Genomic DNA, 16,427 nt, shown 5'->3' with positions numbered 1-16,427 from the left:
CGCCAGCGGAATCCACGTCGGATTCGGCTCACCGCTGCCCTGCCGGGTGACCAGCCGCCGTCCCTTCAGATACGAGGTGAGCGAGTTGTCCAGCGCCCACTTGAGGATCAGCGTGAGCACCGCCGTGACGACGGCCAGCGCCACCGCGGCCGCGCCCCACACGACGCCGTGGCGCGCCCACGGCCTGCCCGCGTCGAGCGAGTAGGCGCCCGGGCCGGTGAAGGCGAGCACCGCCGCGACGATCGCGAACAGCAGCGGGGTCGAGTAGCCGGTCACGGTGGGATCGGCCGGGAAGAGCCCGCCGCTCCACAGGACGTTGATCGCGTTGATCATCGTGCCGAGGACGATGGCGGCGGCCAGCGGGGTGAACAGCCCGACGACGAGCAGCAGTCCACCGATCAGCTCGGTGAGTCCGGCCAGGGTGCCGAAGAGCGCGCCGGGGTTGTAGCCCATGGCGTCGAAGCCCTGCTGGGTGGCCGCCAGGCCCTGGCCGTTGAACCAGCCGAACAGTTTCTGGGTGCCGTAGGCGGCCATCAGGCCGCCGAAGCCGACGCGGAGGACGAGCAGGCCGATGCCGCTGGCATCGAGCGCGTCGACGGTCTTCGTGGTGAGTGTCGAGGGAGTGGTGCGGGTAGCGGTGTCGGTCATCGTGTCCTCATCTGCGATTCGATACATGCCCGCAACCGGACCACGGTCCGGTTGCCTGTCCGTGCACAACCCTGGGCCCGGGACAACTATTTCACGAGGGCGCCCGAAGTTCCGTGACGCTCGTCACCAAAAGACGAAAAGGCCGCCCCGAACGGGGCGGCCTTCGTCAGTGAGAAATCACCACGCCATGGTCGCGTAACCGACCAGTTCGCTCTCCGACTCCTGCGACAGCTTCCAGGTGCCGTCGATGTTCTTCCAGGTCACCGGGATCGGGTAGGTGTAGTCACCGAGGCGGCTGTTCAGGGTGGCCGAGAGGACGTCACCGTCGACGGTGACCGGGCCCGAGACGTCCCAGCTGTAGCCCGGGATGCGGTTCACGGTGTCGCGGACCACGGCCAGGCTGCCCGCGTTGCCGGACTCCAGCTCGGCGCCGGAACCGTTCATGGCGGCCTGCAGCTTGCCCTGCAGCTCACCGGCCGACGGCGTGGCCGGCGCGGCGATGGCGGCGGGGGCGGCGACGACCGCGGCGGTGACCGGCGCGAAGAGGGCGGCAACCGCCATCGACGCGGCGAAGAGCGAACGCTTCATGAATAGATCTCCTTCGAGCTTGGCTAGGCTAGCCTAAGTATAGGCACACCTATGGTGCGGACACCTACTCGACGAGGAAAGCGAAGTACCCGAGGAACAGCACCATCAAGACCCACATCGCCGGATGGACCTCCTTGGCCCGACCCCTGGCGACCATCACGACCGGGTAGAAGATCATGCCCATGGCCAGGCCGTTGGCGATCGAGTAGGTCAGCGGCATCATGATGACGGTCAGGAACGCGGGCACCGAGTACTCGAGGTGCTGCCAGTCGATGTCGCCCAGCGCGCGCGACATCAGCACGCCCACCACGATCAGCGCGGGCGCGGTGATCTCGGCCGAGCCTGCGATCACCGAGAAGATCGGGTAGCAGAACATCGCGACCAGGAACCAGCCCGCCGTCGTCACCGCGGTCAGGCCGGTGCGGCCGCCCGCCGACACACCCGCGGTCGATTCCACGTACGCCGTGGTGGTCGAGGTGCCGATGATCGCGCCCGCGGTGGTGCCCACCGAGTCGGCGGCCAGCGCGCTCGCCGCGCGCGGCAGCGTGCCGTCCTTGTTGAGCAGGCCGGCCTGGTTCGCGACACCGATGAGGGTGCCCGAGGCGTCGAAGAAGTCCACGAACAGCACCGTGAGCACCACGACGATCATCTCGCCGGTGAACACGTCGGGCAGGTGGATGATCGCCTGCCCGAAGGTCTGGTCCAGGCCCTTGGGCAGCTCGGCGACCCCGCTCGGGAGGTCGACGAGCCCGGTCACGATGCCGAGGATCGTCGTCGCGACGATGCCGTACAGCACCGCGCCGTGCCAGCCGCGCACCAGGAAGATCACCGTCATCACCAGGCCGAAGATCGCGAGCAGCGTGGTGCCCGCGGTGAGATCGCCCAGGGTGACAAGGGTCGCGTCGCTGTTGACGACGATGCCCGCGTTCTTCAACCCGAGGAACGCGACGAACAGGCCGATGCCCGCACCGACCGCGAACTTCATCTGCAACGGGATGGCGTTGAGGATCTTCTCCCGGATCTTGGTGACCGCGAGCACGAAGAAGATGACGCCCGAGACCAGGGTGCCCGACAGCGCGACCTGCCACGGGATGCCCATGCCGAGCACGACCGTGTAGGCGAAGAACGCGTTGAGGCCCATGCCCGGCGCCAACGCGATCGGGTACCGCGCCCAGATGCCCATCACCAGCGTGCCGAACACCGCGGCGACGGCCGTCGCGGTGAACACCGCCTGCATCGGAATGCCCTTGTCGCCCAGGGCGCCCTCGTCGCCGAGGATCGACGGATTCACCGCCAGCACATAGGACATCGCGAGGAACGTGACCGTGCCCGCCATGATCTCGCGCCGGTAGGTGGACCCGCTCGACGTGACACCGAAGTATCCGTCGATGCGCCGTCGGGCGCGGGTTACGAGATCGCTGGCCATGACTCTCCAGTCCGCGGATTCAAAGAAGAAGGATGCGAGGGAACGTTAGCGGAAAGTTCACTGAATCGAATAACCCGCGACGCCCGATACGGCGCAGGTCACGCGCCCGCCACCGCCACCAGCCCCAGTTCGGCGTCCGAGGCGAGCAGCGCGTTGTGCGGCAGCACACGCACGGTGTAGCCGACCGCGCCCGACAGCGGCACCGGCGAGCGCACCTCGTACCGCTCGATGCCCTCCTCGGTGCCGGTGTGGGTCATCTCGACCGTGGTGGTGTCGGACAGGTCGTCGGTCGGCGACACCCGGCCGAGCACCGCCTGCACCACCACGTCCGCGGGCGTGAGCCCACCGAGCTCGATCCGCGCGCGCAGTTCCAGTTCGGCACCGATCACCGGGGTGTCGGGCAGCCCGGAGCTGTCGACCTGGGCGACCCGCACCGCGGGCCAGGCCGCGTCGACCCGCTTGCGGTACTCGGCGACCCGCGCCGCGCCCGCGTAGTCGTCGGCGGCCGCGCGCGCGAAGGCGGCCGCGGCCGGGCCGTAGTACTGCTCGGCGTAGTCGCGGACCATGCGCGAGGCGAGCACCTTCGGACTCGTGGTCTGCAGGGTGTGGCGCACCATCTCGGTCCAGCGGACCGGCACGCCCGCGGCATCGCGGTCGTAGAAGCGGGGCGCGACGGTGCGCTCGACGAGTTCGTAGAGCGCGGCGGCCTCGAGGTCGTCGCGGCGGTGCTCGTCGCGGACGCCGTCGGCGGTGGGGATGGCCCAGCCGTTCTCGCCGTCGTACATCTCGTCCCACCAGCCGTCGCGGATCGACAGGTTGAGCCCGCCGTTGAGCGCGGACTTCATGCCGGAGGTCCCGCAGGCCTCGAGCGGGCGCAGCGGATTGTTCAGCCACACATCGCAACCCCAGTACAGGTAGCGGGCCATCGACATGTCGTAGTCGGGCAGGAAGACGATGCGGTGACGCACCGCCGGGTCGTCGGCGAACCGCACGACCTGCTGGATCAGGGCCTTGCCGCCGTCGTCGGCGGGATGGCTCTTGCCCGCGACCACCAGCTGGACCGGCCGCTCGGGGTCGAGCAGCAGCGCGCGCAGCCGTTCGGGATCGCGCAGCATGAGGGTCAGGCGCTTGTAGGTCGGCACGCGGCGGGCGAAGCCGACGGTGAGCACGTTCGGGTCGAAGACCTCGTCGACCCAGCCGAGCTCGGCCTCGGCCGCGCCGCGCTGGTGCCAGGACTCGCGCAGCCGACGGCGCACCTCGTCGATCAGGATGCCGCGCAAGGTATTTCGCGTCGACCACAGCTCGCCGAGGTCGACGTCGCTGAGCTTCTCCCAGCCGCGCGCCTCCTCGACCAGCTCGGGGCCGACGTGTTCGCGGGCCTTGTCGATCCATTCGCGCGCGGCCCAGGTCGGCGCGTGCACGCCGTTGGTGACCGACCCGATCGGCACCTCGGCGGCGTCGAAGCCCGGCCACAGCCCGGCGAACATCTCCCGGCTGACCTCACCGTGCAGCCGCGAGACACCGTTGGCGCGCTGGGCCATCCGCAGACCCATGTGGGCCATGTTGAACACCGAGGGATCGGACTCGCGCCCGAACGCCAGGATGCGGTCGACCGAAAGTCCCGGCAGCAGCGCGGATTCGGACTCACCGTGCGCGCCACCGAAGTAGCGGCGCACCAGCGGCATCGGGAACCGGTCGATGCCCGCGGGCACCGGGGTGTGTGTGGTGAAGACGGTCCCGGCCCGCACCGCGGCCAGCGAGGTGTCGAAATCCATTCCGCCCGAGACGAATTCGCGGATCCGCTCGACACCGAGGAAGCCGGCGTGGCCCTCGTTCATGTGGAACACGTCGGGATCGGGCAGGCCGTTTGCCCTGGTGTAGGCCCGCACGGCGCGCACCCCGCCGATCCCGGCCAGGATCTCCTGCTTGATCCGGTGATCCTGGTCGCCGCCGTAGAGCCGGTCGGTGACCGCGCGCAGTTCCGGATCGTTCTCGGCGATGTCGGAATCGAGCAGCAGCAACGGGATCCGGCCGACCTGCGCGATCCACACCCGCGCCCGCAGCACCCGCCCCTCCGGCATCCCGACGTGCACGAGCACCGGCGAGCCGTCGCTGGTGAGCAGCCGCAACGGCAGCCCCTGCGGGTCCAGTGCCGGGTAGTGCTCCCTCTGCCAGCCGTCGGCCGACAACGACTGCCGGAAGTAGCCGGAGCGGTACAGCAGCCCCACCCCGATCAGCGGCAGGCCGAGATCGGAGGCGGCCTTGAGGTGGTCACCGGCGAGGATGCCGAGCCCACCGGAGTAGTTCGGCAGCACCTCGGTGACACCGAACTCCATCGAGAAGTAGGCGATGCCGGCGACGGTGGTCCCGGTCTGCTCCTGGAACCAGCGCGGCCGGGTCAGGTAGTCGGCCAGTCCGGCGGCGGCCGCGTCGACGCGCGCGGTGTAGACGGGGTCGGCGGCGAGCTCGTCGAGCCGCGCCGCGGGCACCTCACCCAGCATGCGCACGGGGTCCTGGCCGACGGAGCGCCACAGCTCGGGATCGAGCTCGGCGAACAGATCCTGCGTCGGGCCGTGCCACGACCACCGCAGGTTCGTCGAGAGCTCGCCCAGCGCGGCGAGCCGCTCCGGCAGATGGGCACGGACAGTGAACCGACGGAGTGCCTTCACCAGCCGAACCCTAACCGATAGCGCCGGCCGCGGCTGCCCGGACGCGTGCTCCTACCGCCACCCGGCCGCCGAATCCAGTAGGTTTGTGCGGTGACCGGCCGGATTGCCATCGATGACATCGCCCCGTCGATTCCCGGCGGCCGCCCGGCGAAGGCCGCGGTGGGCGAGGTGTTTCCCGTACGCGCCGTGGTGTGGCGCGAAGGCCACGATGCCGTGGCGGCGACGTTGGCCGTGCGCGCGCCCGGTTCCTCCCGGATCACCCGTATCCGGATGACGCCCGAGTACGAGCCCGACGTCTTCAGCGCGGTGTTCACCCCGCACCTGCCCGGCACCTGGACCTTCCGGATCGAGGGCTGGAGCGACCCGATCGCCACCTGGCGCTCGGCGGTGGAGGCCAAGCTCGCGGTCGGCCAGTCCGCCGCCGACCTCGCCAACGACCTCGAGATCGGCGCCGTCCTCTTCGAGCGGGCCGCCCAGGCGGTCCCCAAGAAGCAGTTCGAACGGTTGCGCGCGGTGGCGGTCGCCCTGCGCGGTGACGAGCAGCTCCCGGCCAGGGTGGCGCCTGCGTTCAGCACCGAGGTCGCCGAGATCCTGCGCGCGACCCCGCTGCGCGAACTGGTGACCCGCGGCGCCCAGCACGCGGTGTACGTGGAGCGCCGCCGCGCGCTGGTCGGCTCCTGGTACGAGTTCTTCCCCCGCTCGACCGGCGGCCGCGACGCCGACGGCGAGCCGGTGCACGGCACCTTCGCCACGGCGGCCAGGGAGCTGCCGCGCATCGCGGGCATGGGTTTCGACGTGGTGTATCTGCCGCCGATCCACCCGATCGGCGAGATCAACCGCAAGGGCCGCAACAACACCCTCACCACCGAGCCGGGCGACGTGGGCTCGCCGTGGGCGATCGGTTCGGCCGACGGCGGCCACGACGCGATCCATCCCCGGCTCGGCACCGAGTCCGATTTCGTCGACTTCGTCTCCACCGCAAGGGAACTCGGCCTCGAGGTCGCGCTCGACCTGGCTCTGCAGTGCGCGCCGGACCATCCGTGGGTGCGCGCACACCCGGAGTGGTTCACCACCCTGCCCGACGGCACCATCGCCTTCGCCGAGAATCCGCCGAAGAAGTACCAGGACATCTACCCGGTCAACTTCGACAACGACCCCGACGGCATCTACGCCGAGGTGCTGCGGGTGGTGCGGCACTGGATCTCGCTCGGCGTCACCATCTTCCGCGTCGACAACCCGCACACCAAGCCCGCCGACTTCTGGGAGTGGCTGATCGCCGAGGTGCGCCGCACCGATCCGGACGTGATCTTCCTGTCCGAGGCGTTCACCCGCCCCGCGCGCCTCTACGGGCTGGCGCGGCGCGGATTCAGCCAGTCCTACACGTATTTCACCTGGCGCGTCCACAAGTGGGAGCTCACCGAGTTCGGCTACGAACTGGCCGCCAAGGCCGACGAGGCCAGGCCGAACCTGTTCGTCAACACGCCCGACATCCTGCACGAGAGCCTGCAGCACGGCGGCCCGGGCATGTTCGCCATCCGCGCCGCCCTGGCCGCGACCCTCGGGCCCACCTGGGGCGTGTACTCCGGATTCGAGCTGTTCGAGCACGAGGCGGTGCGCCCCGGCAGCGAGGAGTACCTGAACTCGGAGAAGTACGAACTGCGGCCCCGCGATTTCGCCGGCGCGCTGGCCAGGGGCGAATCGCTCGAGCCGTGGCTGACCAGGCTCAACGAGATCCGCCGCGCCCATCCCGCGCTCCAGCAGTTGCGCTGCGTCCACTTCCATCACGTCGACAACGACGCGCTGCTCGCCTACTCCAAGATCGACCCGGCCTCCGGTGACGCGGTCCTGGTGATCGTCAACCTGAATCCCTACGGCGCCGAGCAGGGCCACATCTCGCTCGACCTGCCCGCCATCGGCCGCGAATGGCACGACCATCCGGTGGTCTTCGACGAGGTCAGCGGCGAGGAATACCACTGGGGGCAGCACAATTTCGTGCGCCTGGACCCCGCGCGCGCCGTCGCGCACATCCTGGCGCTGCCCGCCGTGCCCGCCGCCGCCCGCGCGCCACTGGCCTACCGCCGGAGCTTCTGATGAAGCGCAGGGACCTGATGCTGCTCGCGGCGGGCACCCACCCCGACCCGCACACCGTCCTCGGCGCGCATCCACACCCCGACGGCACCGCCGTGCGGGCGCTGCGTCCGCAGGCCGAGACGGTGACGGTGCTGGTCGGCGGGTCGCAGCATCCGCTGAAGTCGTTGGGGCACGGCGTCTTCGCCGCCGTGCTGCCCTACCCGCAGATCGACGACTACCGCCTGCGCACCACCTATCCGGGCGGGCAGACCGTGCTCGCCGCCGACGGCTACCGCTTCCTGCCGACGGTCGGCGAATTCGATCTGCACCTGATCGGCGAGGGCCGCCACACCCGGCTGTGGGAGGTGCTCGGCGCGCACCCGCGCCACTACACCACCCTCGACGGCGACGTCGACGGCACCTCGTTCGCGGTCTGGGCCCCGAATGCCCGCGGCGTCACCGTGTTCGGTGATTTCGATCTGTGGGGCGGCGCCTCGGCGCCGATGCGCGCGCTCGGTTCCTCCGGGGTCTGGGAGGTGTTCGTGCCCGGCGTCGGGCCGGGCACGCGCTACAAGTACCGGGTGCACGGCGCCGACGGCCGCGTCGTCGATCACGCCGACCCGCTGGCCTTTGCGACCGAGGTGCCGCCCGCCACCGCGTCGGTGGTCACCCGCGCCGACCACCTGTGGACCGACAGTGCCTGGCTCGACGCCCGCGCCACCACCGACGCCACCCGCTCGCCCATGAGCGTCTACGAGGTGCACCTGGGTTCGTGGCGCCCCGGCCTCGGCTATCGCGAACTGGCCGCGCAGCTGGCCGAGTACGTGCGCGCCACCGGCTTCACCCACGTCGAGTTGCTGCCCGTCGCCGAGCACCCGTTCGGTGGTTCCTGGGGCTACCAGGTCACCTCCTACTACGCGCCGACCTCCCGCTTCGGCAGCCCCGACGATTTCCGCTACTTCGTCGACCACCTGCACAACGCGGGCATCGGCGTCCTGCTCGACTGGGTGCCCGCGCACTTCCCGCGCGACGAATGGGCGCTGGCCCGCTTCGACGGCACCCCGCTCTACGAGCACCCCGATCCGCGCCGCGGCGAGCAACTCGACTGGGGCACCTACGTGTTCGACTTCGGCCGCAACGAGGTCCGCAACTTCCTCGTCGCCAACGCCGCGTACTGGATCGAGGAGTTCCACATCGACGGCCTGCGCGTCGACGCGGTGGCCTCCATGCTGTACCTGGACTACTCCCGTCCCGAGGGCGGCTGGGAGCCGAACATCTACGGCGGCAGGGAGAACCTCGAGGCCGTCGACTTCCTGCAGGAACTCAACGACACCGTGCATCGCGCGTATCCGGGCGTGATCACCGTCGCCGAGGAGTCGACCACCTGGCCCGGCGTCACCCGCGGCACCGATGTCGGCGGACTCGGTTTCACCATGAAGTGGAACATGGGCTGGATGCACGACACCCTCGGCTACCTGGGCCGCGACCCGATCCACCGGTCCTGGCACCACAACGAGATGACCTTCTCCCTGGTCTACGCGTGGAGCGAGAACTACGTGCTGCCGATCAGCCACGACGAGGTCGTGCACGGCAAGGGCACCCTGTGGACCAGGATGCCCGGCGACGACTTCACCAAGGCGAGCGGGGTGCGCGCGCTGCTGGCCTACATGTGGGCTCACCCCGGCAAGCAACTGCTGTTCATGGGGCAGGAGTTCGGCCAGTTCCGCGAGTGGGACAACGATCGCGGCCTGGACTGGCACGAGCTGGACAATCCGCTGCACCAGGGCATCTCGACGATGGTCGCCGACCTCAACCGCACCTACACCGCGCACCCGGCGTTGTGGAGCCAGGACACCACGCCCGGCGGGCACTCCTGGATCGAGGCCGACGACAGCGCCGCGAACGTCTTCGCCTTCCTGCGCTGGGGCTCCGACGGCAGCGCGGTCGCCTGCGTCTTCAACTTCTCCGGCTCCACGAGGGAGAACTACCGCGTCGGTCTGCCCGCCACCGGGAGCTGGCGCGAGATCCTCAACACCGACGCCGCCGAGTACGGCGGCTCCGGCATCGGCAACCTCGGCGCCGTCACCGCCGAGGCCACGCCGTGGCACGGCCGCCCCGTCTCCGCCACCGTCACCCTGGCTCCGCACAGTGCCGTCTGGCTGGCCGCCGAGCGCTGATCCTCAGCCGGCGAGGTCGATGCGGATGGTGAGCAGGTCGGTGCCGAGCGCGCGCACCGCGGCACTGTTGTAGCGCGGCAGCACCCGCAGCCGGGCGCGCGGGTCGTCGTCGGGGACCAGGTGCGCGACGCCGTGATGCCACCGGCCACGCAGCCGCACCCTGACCCGGTTGTCGGCCATGATGTTGCGCACGTACTGCGAACGCGTACCGAATTCCGAGACCAGCCAGAACTGGTCGCCCGTGCGCCGCCCGCCGATCGGCGTGATCCGCGGCTGCCCGCTCACCCTGCCGACGGTCTCGAGCAGTTGCTGCCCGGGCAGCCTGCGCAGCACCGGATTGACCCTGCGCTGGAACGCGGTGACGACCCGGTGCTGGATATCGTTCCTGGAGCCCATCTTTCGACCGTAGCAGCGGCGGGCCCGGTCAGCCCTTGCCCGCGATGTAATAGGTGTTGAGCGGATCACCGTCGACCTGATGGGTGTGCACGTCGGTGAATCCGGCGTCGGCGAGCATCGACAGCGCGCGCTGTTCACCCCACACCGTGCCGAGGCCGTCGCCACCCTGGCCCAGCGAGACCGACATGCAGTGCATCGTCGAGACCGTGTACAGGAACGGGCCGAGCGGCAGATCGGCGTTCTCCTCGAGCATGCTCGACGCGTGGATGTCGACCATCAGGAACACACCGCCGGGCCGCAGCGCCTCGGCGATGTCGGCGAGTACCCGCGCGGGATGCGCCTGGTCGTGGATCGCGTCGAAAACGGTGATCAGGTCACACGATTCGGGGGCGTGCAGTTCCGCGACGTCCTGCACGACGAACTCCACATTGGGCAGGCCCATCGCCTCGGCCTCGGCGACGCCTGCCGCGATGGCGTCGGCGGAGAAGTCGTAGCCGCGGAACCGGCTGGCCGGGAAGGCCCTGGCCATCAGGTTCACCGCGTGGCCGCTGCCGCACGCGATGTCGGCCACGTCCATACCCATCAGCAGCCGGTCGGTCAGGCCGGGCGCCATCGGCAGCACCACGTCGATGAGCGCCGCGTCGAACACCTCGGCGCTCTCCTCGGCCATCAGCGCGTGGAATCGGGCGTAGTCGTCGTAGGACAGGCCGCCGCCCGCGCGGAACCGCTCGACGATCTTGGGTTCCACCTCACCGAGCTGGGCGATGAACTGCATGCGCGTGTTCTCCTCGCGTCAGCTCGCGGCGGCGCCGCGGGTCGACCAGGACATACGGCGAGGCCGCCCGGGCAGTTCAGCCCGGACGGCCTCGCGGAGACGATCGCTCGATATCAGTACAGCGCGGTGGCCAGCTTGCGGCGGGCGGCCACGACGAACGGCTCGGCCTGATCGAACAGCTCGAACAGCTCGAGCAGGCGGGTGCGCGCCCTGGTGCGGTCGTCGCCCGCGGTGCGCTTGATCACGGCGATGATCCGGTCGAAGGCCGCCTCGGGACGCTGCTCGAGCAGTTCCACGTCGGCGGCGTCGAGGGCGGCGTCCAGGTTGCCCGGCTCGGCGTCGGCCGTCGCGACGACGGTCGGGTCGATCTGCTGTGCCCTGGTCAGGAAGCGCAGCTGACGCAGCGCCGCCTTGGCTTCCTCGTTGGCCGGTTCCTCGGCCAGGATCGCCTCGTAGGCGGCCTCGGCGCCGGCGATGTCGCCCTCGGCGAGGGCGTCCTCGGCGGCGGTGAAGCGCGGGTCCTCCACCTCGGGCCGCTCGGCCTGGCCCTGGTCGCCTTCGAGTTTGCCCGCGGTCGCGTCGAGCACCGCGTCGATCCACTGCCGCACCTGGGCCTCGGGCTGGGCGCCCTCGAAGTCGGCCAGCGGCTGCCCGCCCGCCACCGCGATCACCGTGGGGATGCCCTGCACGCGCAGCGCCTGCACGATGTTCATGTTCGCCTCGGCCTCGATCACGGCCAGATCCCAGCTGCCGCCGTCAGCGGCGTTGAGGCGTTCCAGCGTGCGCATCAGCTCGACGCTGCCCGGGCTGCGCTGCGAGAACAGCGCGACCACCACGGGCACCTGCATCGAGCGGCGGATGACCTTGGTCTCGAAGTCCGCCTCGGTGACCGTGTGGTTTCCCGGGGCGGAGGCCGCACCGCCGGGGGCGGCGGGCGGCTGCTTCAGCGCGGACAGATCCACCGCACCGGACATGGCGGCGGCGACGGCGGGCGAAGGACGACGGGCAGCGGGTCGAGTCACGCTTCCCAGTTTGTCACGAAGCCGCGGGCGCGGCTGCCGGGGAGCCCTTGCTCAGCTCACCGAGCTGCCCGGTGCGCACGGCCCAGACCTCGAAGATCACGGTGAACAGGGGCGGGATGCTGGAGGCGAGCGCCAGCACGGTGGTCTTCCAGCTCCAGTTCAGCTCGCGCGCCGTGAGCAGCGCGGTGATCACGAACAGCACGAAGATGACGCCGTGCACCGGCCCGAAGATCTTCACGCCGATCTCGTTGCCCTCGGCGGGCAGGTACTTGAACGCCATACCGGTCAGCAGACCGATCCAGGACAGCGCCTCGAGCACCGCCAGGAACCGGAACCGGCTGGCAGTGGTGCGCAGATCGAAGAAACCCATACCAGCCATTGTGCAGCATGATCTACGACACGGTGTAGTTGGACCGGTCACACAGCGGGCCCCGGCACCACCCGGTACCGGGGCCCGTCGTCGAGCGAGAAATCAGGCGGGCACGCGGATGATCAGCGCGTCACCCTGACCGCCACCACCACACAGCGCCGCCGCGCCCACACCGCCACCGCGACGCTTCAGCTCCAGCGCCAGGTGCAGCAGGATGCGCGCACCGGACATGCCGAGCGGGTGACCGATGGAGATGGCGCCACCGTTGACGTTCACCTTCTCCGGGTCGTAGCCCAGCTTCCTGGTCGAGGAGACGCCCACGGCCGCGAAGGCCTCGTTGATCTCGATCAGATCCAGCTCGGCCGGGGTGATCCCCTCCTTGGCGCACGCCGCGAGGATGGCGTTGGCCGGCTGGTCCTGCAGGGTCGAGTCGGGACCGGCGACCTGACCGGCGGCGCCGATCTCGGCGATCCACTCGAGGCCGAGCTCCTCCGCCTTGGCCTTGCTCATCACGATCACGGCGGCCGCGCCGTCGGAGATCTGCGAGGCGGTGCCCGCGGTGACGGTGCCGTCCTTGCGGAAGGCCGGGCGCAGCTTGCTCAGCGACTCGACGGTGGTGTCGGCGCGGATGCCCTCGTCCTCGGTGACGTAGACCGGGTCACCCTTGCGCTGCGGCACGGGGACCGGCACGACCTCGTCGGCGAACAGCCCGTTCTTCCACGCGGCGGCGGCGCGCTGGTGCGAGGCCGCGGCGAAGGCGTCCTGCTCCTCGCGGCTGACCTTGTCGAGGTCGTTGCGATCCTCGGTGAGCAGGCCCATCGCCTGGTCGGTGATCACGTCGTGCAGGCCGTCGTAGGCCATGTGGTCGACGAGCGTGGTGTCGCCGTACTTGAAGCCCTCGCGGCTCTTGGGCAACAGGTGCGGAGTCTGGCTCATCGACTCCATGCCGCCCGCGACGACGATCTCGTGCTCACCGGCGCGGATCAGCTGATCGGCCAGCGCGATCGCGTTGATGCCCGACAGACACACCTTGTTGATCAGCAGCGACGGCACGTCCAGCGGGATGCCCGCGGCCATCGCGGCCTGCCGCGCCGGCAGCTGCCCGGCGCCCGCCTGCAGCACCTGACCGAGGATGACGTAGTCGACCTGCTCGGGCGCGACACCGCCCTTCTCCAGCGCCGCCTTGATGGCCACACCGGCCAGATCCGAGGCCTTGAAGCCCTTCAGGCCGCCGAGCAGCCTGCCGACCGGGGTACGCGCACCGGACACGATGACAGAAGTCGTCACGAAAGCCTCGCATTCATTGAGTCGAACCTCGCCACGGCGCACACGGCGGCGCCGGGCGCGTCGAGGAGTCGCACTCCACGGTAACCGCTACGGGGTCGTGACCCGCACGCAGGTTGGCGCTAACTTCGAGTGGTGACCAACGTGAACATCATCCCCGCCGACTACGTCATCGCCGTCGACCATGTGGGCATCGCCGTGCCCGACCTCGACGCCGCCGTGGCCTGGTACACCGACAACCTCGGCATGGTCGAGACCCATCGCGAGGTGAACGAGGCCCAGGGCGTGGTCGAGGCGATGCTGTCGTGCCCGGCCGCCGCCGACCGCGCGACCGCCCTGCAGTTGCTGGCCCCGCTGACCCCGGAGTCGACCATCGCCAAGTTCCTCGACCGCAGCGGTCCTGGCTTGCAGCAGTTGGCATTTCGGGTCACCGACATCGAGGCCGTTTCGGTCTTCCTGCGCGACCGCGGCGTGCGTTTGCTGTACGAGGCCCCCCGCCACGGGACCGCCGATTCCCGCATCAATTTCATCCATCCGAAGGATGCTGGCGGTGTGCTGGTGGAGCTCGTCGAGCCGAACCCGAATGTTACGCACTAGTAAGCGGATACGGTCGGTAAATCTCGGCGCGATCACAATCGCGGTCGAGTCTCCATCCGCTCGCTCGAGGCTGTATTTTGTGTGCCATGTCGTCACCTGAGTCCGATCGCAATCGCTTCGTTGCACTGCCCTTCACCGTTGTGCGCAAGGGTTATGCGCAAGACGAGGTGCGCAACTACTTCGACCGCTTCGACGCGGAGCTCCGCGTCACCGCCACCGACCGGGATGCCGCCGCGGCGCAGGCCCGTAATCTCGCCAGCCAGCTGGAAGACGCGCGCGACGAGATCGACGAGCTCCGCAAGGAGGTCGACCGGCTCTCCGTGCCGCCGACCACCGCCGAAGGCATGTCCGACCGCATCTCGCGCATGCTGCGCCTGGCCTCGGACGAAGCGTCCGAGGTCCGCGCGCTCGCGCAGGCCGAGGCCGCGGAGATGGTGTCGATCGCCGAGCAGCAGGCCACCGAGATGCGTGGCAAGTACGAGTCGCTGCTCGCGGAGACCAAGGAGAAGCGCGAGGCGCTCGAGATCGAGTTCGAGCAGACCCTCGCGAACGCGCGCACCGAGTCCGCCAAGATCATCGAGGCCGCCCAGGCCGATGTGGAACGCCTGGCCAAGGAGGCCGAGGCCAAGCGCAAGGCCACCCAGCAGGACTTCGAGGCCACCATGAACGATCGGCGCACCAAGCTGACTCGTGCCATGGAGGAGCTCGAGGCCACCAGTCGCGCCGAGGCCGCCCAGCGGATCAAGGACGCGACCGATGAGTCCAACCGGCTCATCAGCTCCGCCACCCAGACCTCCGAGCGCAAGATCGCGCACGCGAAGGAACTGGCCGAGGAGATGCGCGTGCTGCGCGGCCGGGTCCTGGCCCAGCTGCTCGGCATCCGCGGTCAGCTCGACTCGGTGCCCGCCATGCTCGCGGCGGTCAACCGGGAGAGCGAGCTGCTCGACGGCGCCCCCGAGCGCAAGTCGATCAGCAACAACGGCAACAACAAGTCCGTGTCCGGCTCCCGCCAGACCAAGGCCATCCCCGAGGTCGCCGACGCCGACGAGGACATCGTCGACGAGGACCGCGAGAACGCCGACATCAGCAACTGACGTCGGACCTGCGACGACATCGGCTCCACCGATCATCGAAGAACCGAAGGCCGCCTCGAACATTCGAGGCGGCCTTCGGTTTTCGTCGTCTTCGGGCGGGTCAGGACCAGCGGCGGGTGATGCCGCGGGTGCGCCTGCCGTTCCAGCAGCCCTGGTGCCAGTGCCTGCGATCGTCCTCGCCCCCGTCGGCGGCCCAGGCGACGATGTGCGCGACGCCGGGGACGATCTCGTGGTCGCACCCGGGGCACCGGTAGGTCTTCACCGCCCTGGCGCCGGGAACGGTTCGGACGATGTAGGTTTCGTCGCCCGGCCCGTCCTCGGTGCGTCCGTAGACGTCACCGAGCGGCGCGGGCTCGCTGCGTCGCCCTGAGCGTGGTTTGCGTCGCGGCATGGTCCCAGCCTAGAAGAGGCGGAAAACGTTGCTCTCCGTGCCACGCAGCTCGTCGTAATCGAGCGTGAGGCAGCGGATCCCCCGGTCCTCGGCGAGCGTGCGCGCCTGCGGCTTGATCTGCTGGGCCGCGAACACGCCGGCGACGGGCGCGAGCAGCGGGTCGCGATTGAGCAGTTCGAGGTAGCGGGTGAGCTGTTCGACGCCGTCGATCTCGCCACGCCGCTTGATCTCCACCGCCACCGTGGCGCCGTCGGCGTCGCGGCACAGCAGGTCCACCGGGCCGATGGCGGTCATGTACTCGCGCCGGATCAGGGTGTAGCCCTCACCGAGTTTCGTCACGTGTTCGGCGAGCAGCTCCTGCAGGTGGGCCTCGACGCCGTCCTTCACCAAGCCGGGATCGATCCCGAGGTCGTGCGAGGAGTCGTGCTCGATGTTCTCGATGGTGATCCGCAGTTCCTCACCTGCCTTGTTCGTCACCACCCACAGCGCCTTGATGTTCTCCGGCAGTGCCGTCTTCCCCTCCCGCAGCGGCGTCACGCCGTCGGGAAGCTCCGCGGGGACGAGGGTCGCGATGTCACGCTCCTCGAGCCAGCACGGCGGGCTCATCCAGTTCAGCGGCTTGTACGAGCCGCCGTCGGAGTGCACGAGCACCGAGCCGTCGGCCTTGATCATCAGCAACCGGCGAGCCATCGGAAGGTGGGCGGTGAGGCGGCCGACGTAGTCGACCTGGCAACGAGCAATGACGAGGCGCACCCCGAGCACTCTAGGTGACGGGTCCGGGAACGCAAAAAGGCCCTCCAACCGAAGTTGGAGGGCCTTTCGCAAAATATGTCCGGCGGTGTCCTACTCTCCCACACCCTGTCGAGTGCAGTACCATCGGCGCAGGTGGCCTTAGCTTCCGGGTTCGGAATGGGACCGGG

Annotated in this window: 14 protein-coding genes, 1 rRNA gene and 1 pseudogene; 4 read left to right on the top strand and 12 right to left on the bottom strand. The window is 69.6% G+C overall.

Annotation, left to right across the window (positions count from 1 at the left end):
* The 4 genes from AB0H56_RS31770 to glgP form a co-directional block, all read right to left on the bottom strand.
* A partial coding sequence (locus tag AB0H56_RS31770; RefSeq protein ID WP_357170475.1) for a DoxX family protein occupies positions 1 to 648 on the bottom strand: 648 nt, incomplete at its 3' end.
* Positions 649 to 825: 177 nt separating this feature from the next.
* On the bottom strand, positions 826 to 1,236 hold the full coding sequence (locus AB0H56_RS31765; RefSeq protein WP_357170471.1) for a hypothetical protein: 411 nt from the start codon (positions 1,234 to 1,236) through the stop codon (positions 826 to 828).
* 64 nt (positions 1,237 to 1,300) lie between these two features.
* Positions 1,301 to 2,662: an NCS2 family permease gene (locus tag AB0H56_RS31760; RefSeq protein ID WP_357170468.1), complete on the bottom strand. Its 1,362-nt coding sequence runs from the start codon at positions 2,660 to 2,662 to the stop codon at positions 1,301 to 1,303.
* A 98-nt stretch (positions 2,663 to 2,760) separates the two neighbouring features.
* Positions 2,761 to 5,331: an alpha-glucan family phosphorylase gene (gene glgP / locus AB0H56_RS31755; protein WP_357170464.1), complete on the bottom strand. Its 2,571-nt coding sequence runs from the start codon at positions 5,329 to 5,331 to the stop codon at positions 2,761 to 2,763.
* Positions 5,332 to 5,421: 90 nt separating this feature from the next.
* Here glgP and AB0H56_RS31750 point away from each other — a divergent pair, with 90 nt between their 5' ends.
* Positions 5,422 to 7,422 carry an alpha-1,4-glucan--maltose-1-phosphate maltosyltransferase gene (locus tag AB0H56_RS31750; RefSeq protein ID WP_357170461.1) on the top strand — a complete coding sequence of 667 codons (2,001 nt, stop codon included), beginning with the start codon at positions 5,422 to 5,424 and terminating at the stop codon, positions 7,420 to 7,422.
* Entirely contained in the window at positions 7,422 to 9,578 is a 2,157-nt protein-coding gene (gene glgB, locus AB0H56_RS31745) for a 1,4-alpha-glucan branching protein GlgB (RefSeq protein ID WP_357170458.1), read from the top strand. The genes AB0H56_RS31750 and glgB overlap by 1 nt, the downstream gene beginning before the upstream one ends.
* A 3-nt stretch (positions 9,579 to 9,581) precedes the next feature.
* Here glgB and AB0H56_RS31740 read toward each other — a convergent pair whose 3' ends face one another.
* The 5 genes and pseudogenes from AB0H56_RS31740 to AB0H56_RS31720 all read right to left on the bottom strand — a co-directional run bounded on the left by AB0H56_RS31740 (position 9,582) and on the right by AB0H56_RS31720 (position 13,428).
* Positions 9,582 to 9,974 carry a nitroreductase/quinone reductase family protein gene (locus tag AB0H56_RS31740; RefSeq protein ID WP_357170455.1) on the bottom strand — a complete coding sequence of 131 codons (393 nt, stop codon included), beginning with the start codon at positions 9,972 to 9,974 and terminating at the stop codon, positions 9,582 to 9,584.
* A gap of 28 nt (positions 9,975 to 10,002) precedes the next feature.
* Positions 10,003 to 10,752 (bottom strand): annotated as a pseudogene (locus tag AB0H56_RS31735) (class I SAM-dependent methyltransferase); the annotation flags it as partial.
* Between the two features lie 110 nt (positions 10,753 to 10,862).
* Positions 10,863 to 11,723 (bottom strand): tetratricopeptide repeat protein, encoded by an 861-nt coding sequence (locus AB0H56_RS31730; RefSeq protein ID WP_357170478.1) that lies wholly within the window; start codon positions 11,721 to 11,723, stop codon positions 10,863 to 10,865.
* A 61-nt stretch (positions 11,724 to 11,784) separates the two neighbouring features.
* Entirely contained in the window at positions 11,785 to 12,150 is a 366-nt protein-coding gene (locus AB0H56_RS31725) for a DUF3817 domain-containing protein (RefSeq protein ID WP_110041566.1), read from the bottom strand.
* A gap of 93 nt (positions 12,151 to 12,243) precedes the next feature.
* Positions 12,244 to 13,428, bottom strand: a complete 1,185-nt coding sequence (locus AB0H56_RS31720) for an acetyl-CoA C-acetyltransferase (protein WP_280344844.1) — start codon at positions 13,426 to 13,428, stop codon at positions 12,244 to 12,246.
* A 132-nt stretch (positions 13,429 to 13,560) separates the two neighbouring features.
* Between AB0H56_RS31720 and mce the strand changes: the two genes are divergently transcribed.
* Together mce and AB0H56_RS31710 are read left to right on the top strand one after the other, a co-directional pair.
* Positions 13,561 to 14,022, top strand: coding sequence for a methylmalonyl-CoA epimerase (gene mce / locus AB0H56_RS31715; RefSeq protein WP_357170450.1), 462 nt, complete (start codon positions 13,561 to 13,563; stop codon positions 14,020 to 14,022).
* Positions 14,023 to 14,108: 86 nt separating this feature from the next.
* Complete coding sequence (locus AB0H56_RS31710; protein WP_110041563.1) at positions 14,109 to 15,116, top strand: hypothetical protein; 1,008 nt, start codon at positions 14,109 to 14,111, stop codon at positions 15,114 to 15,116.
* 100 nt (positions 15,117 to 15,216) lie between these two features.
* Here the strand turns inward: AB0H56_RS31710 and AB0H56_RS31705 are convergent, their stop codons facing one another.
* The 3 genes from AB0H56_RS31705 to rrf all read right to left on the bottom strand — a co-directional run.
* Positions 15,217 to 15,507 carry an ATP/GTP-binding protein gene (locus tag AB0H56_RS31705; RefSeq protein WP_357170447.1) on the bottom strand — a complete coding sequence of 97 codons (291 nt, stop codon included), beginning with the start codon at positions 15,505 to 15,507 and terminating at the stop codon, positions 15,217 to 15,219.
* A 9-nt stretch (positions 15,508 to 15,516) separates the two neighbouring features.
* Complete coding sequence (gene nucS, locus AB0H56_RS31700) at positions 15,517 to 16,260, bottom strand: endonuclease NucS (RefSeq protein WP_110041616.1); 744 nt, start codon at positions 16,258 to 16,260, stop codon at positions 15,517 to 15,519.
* Positions 16,261 to 16,337: 77 nt separating this feature from the next.
* Positions 16,338 to 16,427: ribosomal RNA gene (gene rrf, locus AB0H56_RS31695) — 5S ribosomal RNA — on the bottom strand; the annotation flags it as partial.

Origin of the sequence: Nocardia sp. NPDC050717 (assembly GCF_040654275.1) — a bacterium.
Taxonomy (GTDB): domain Bacteria; phylum Actinomycetota; class Actinomycetes; order Mycobacteriales; family Mycobacteriaceae; genus Nocardia.
This window is presented reverse-complemented; position numbering and strand designations above follow the sequence as displayed.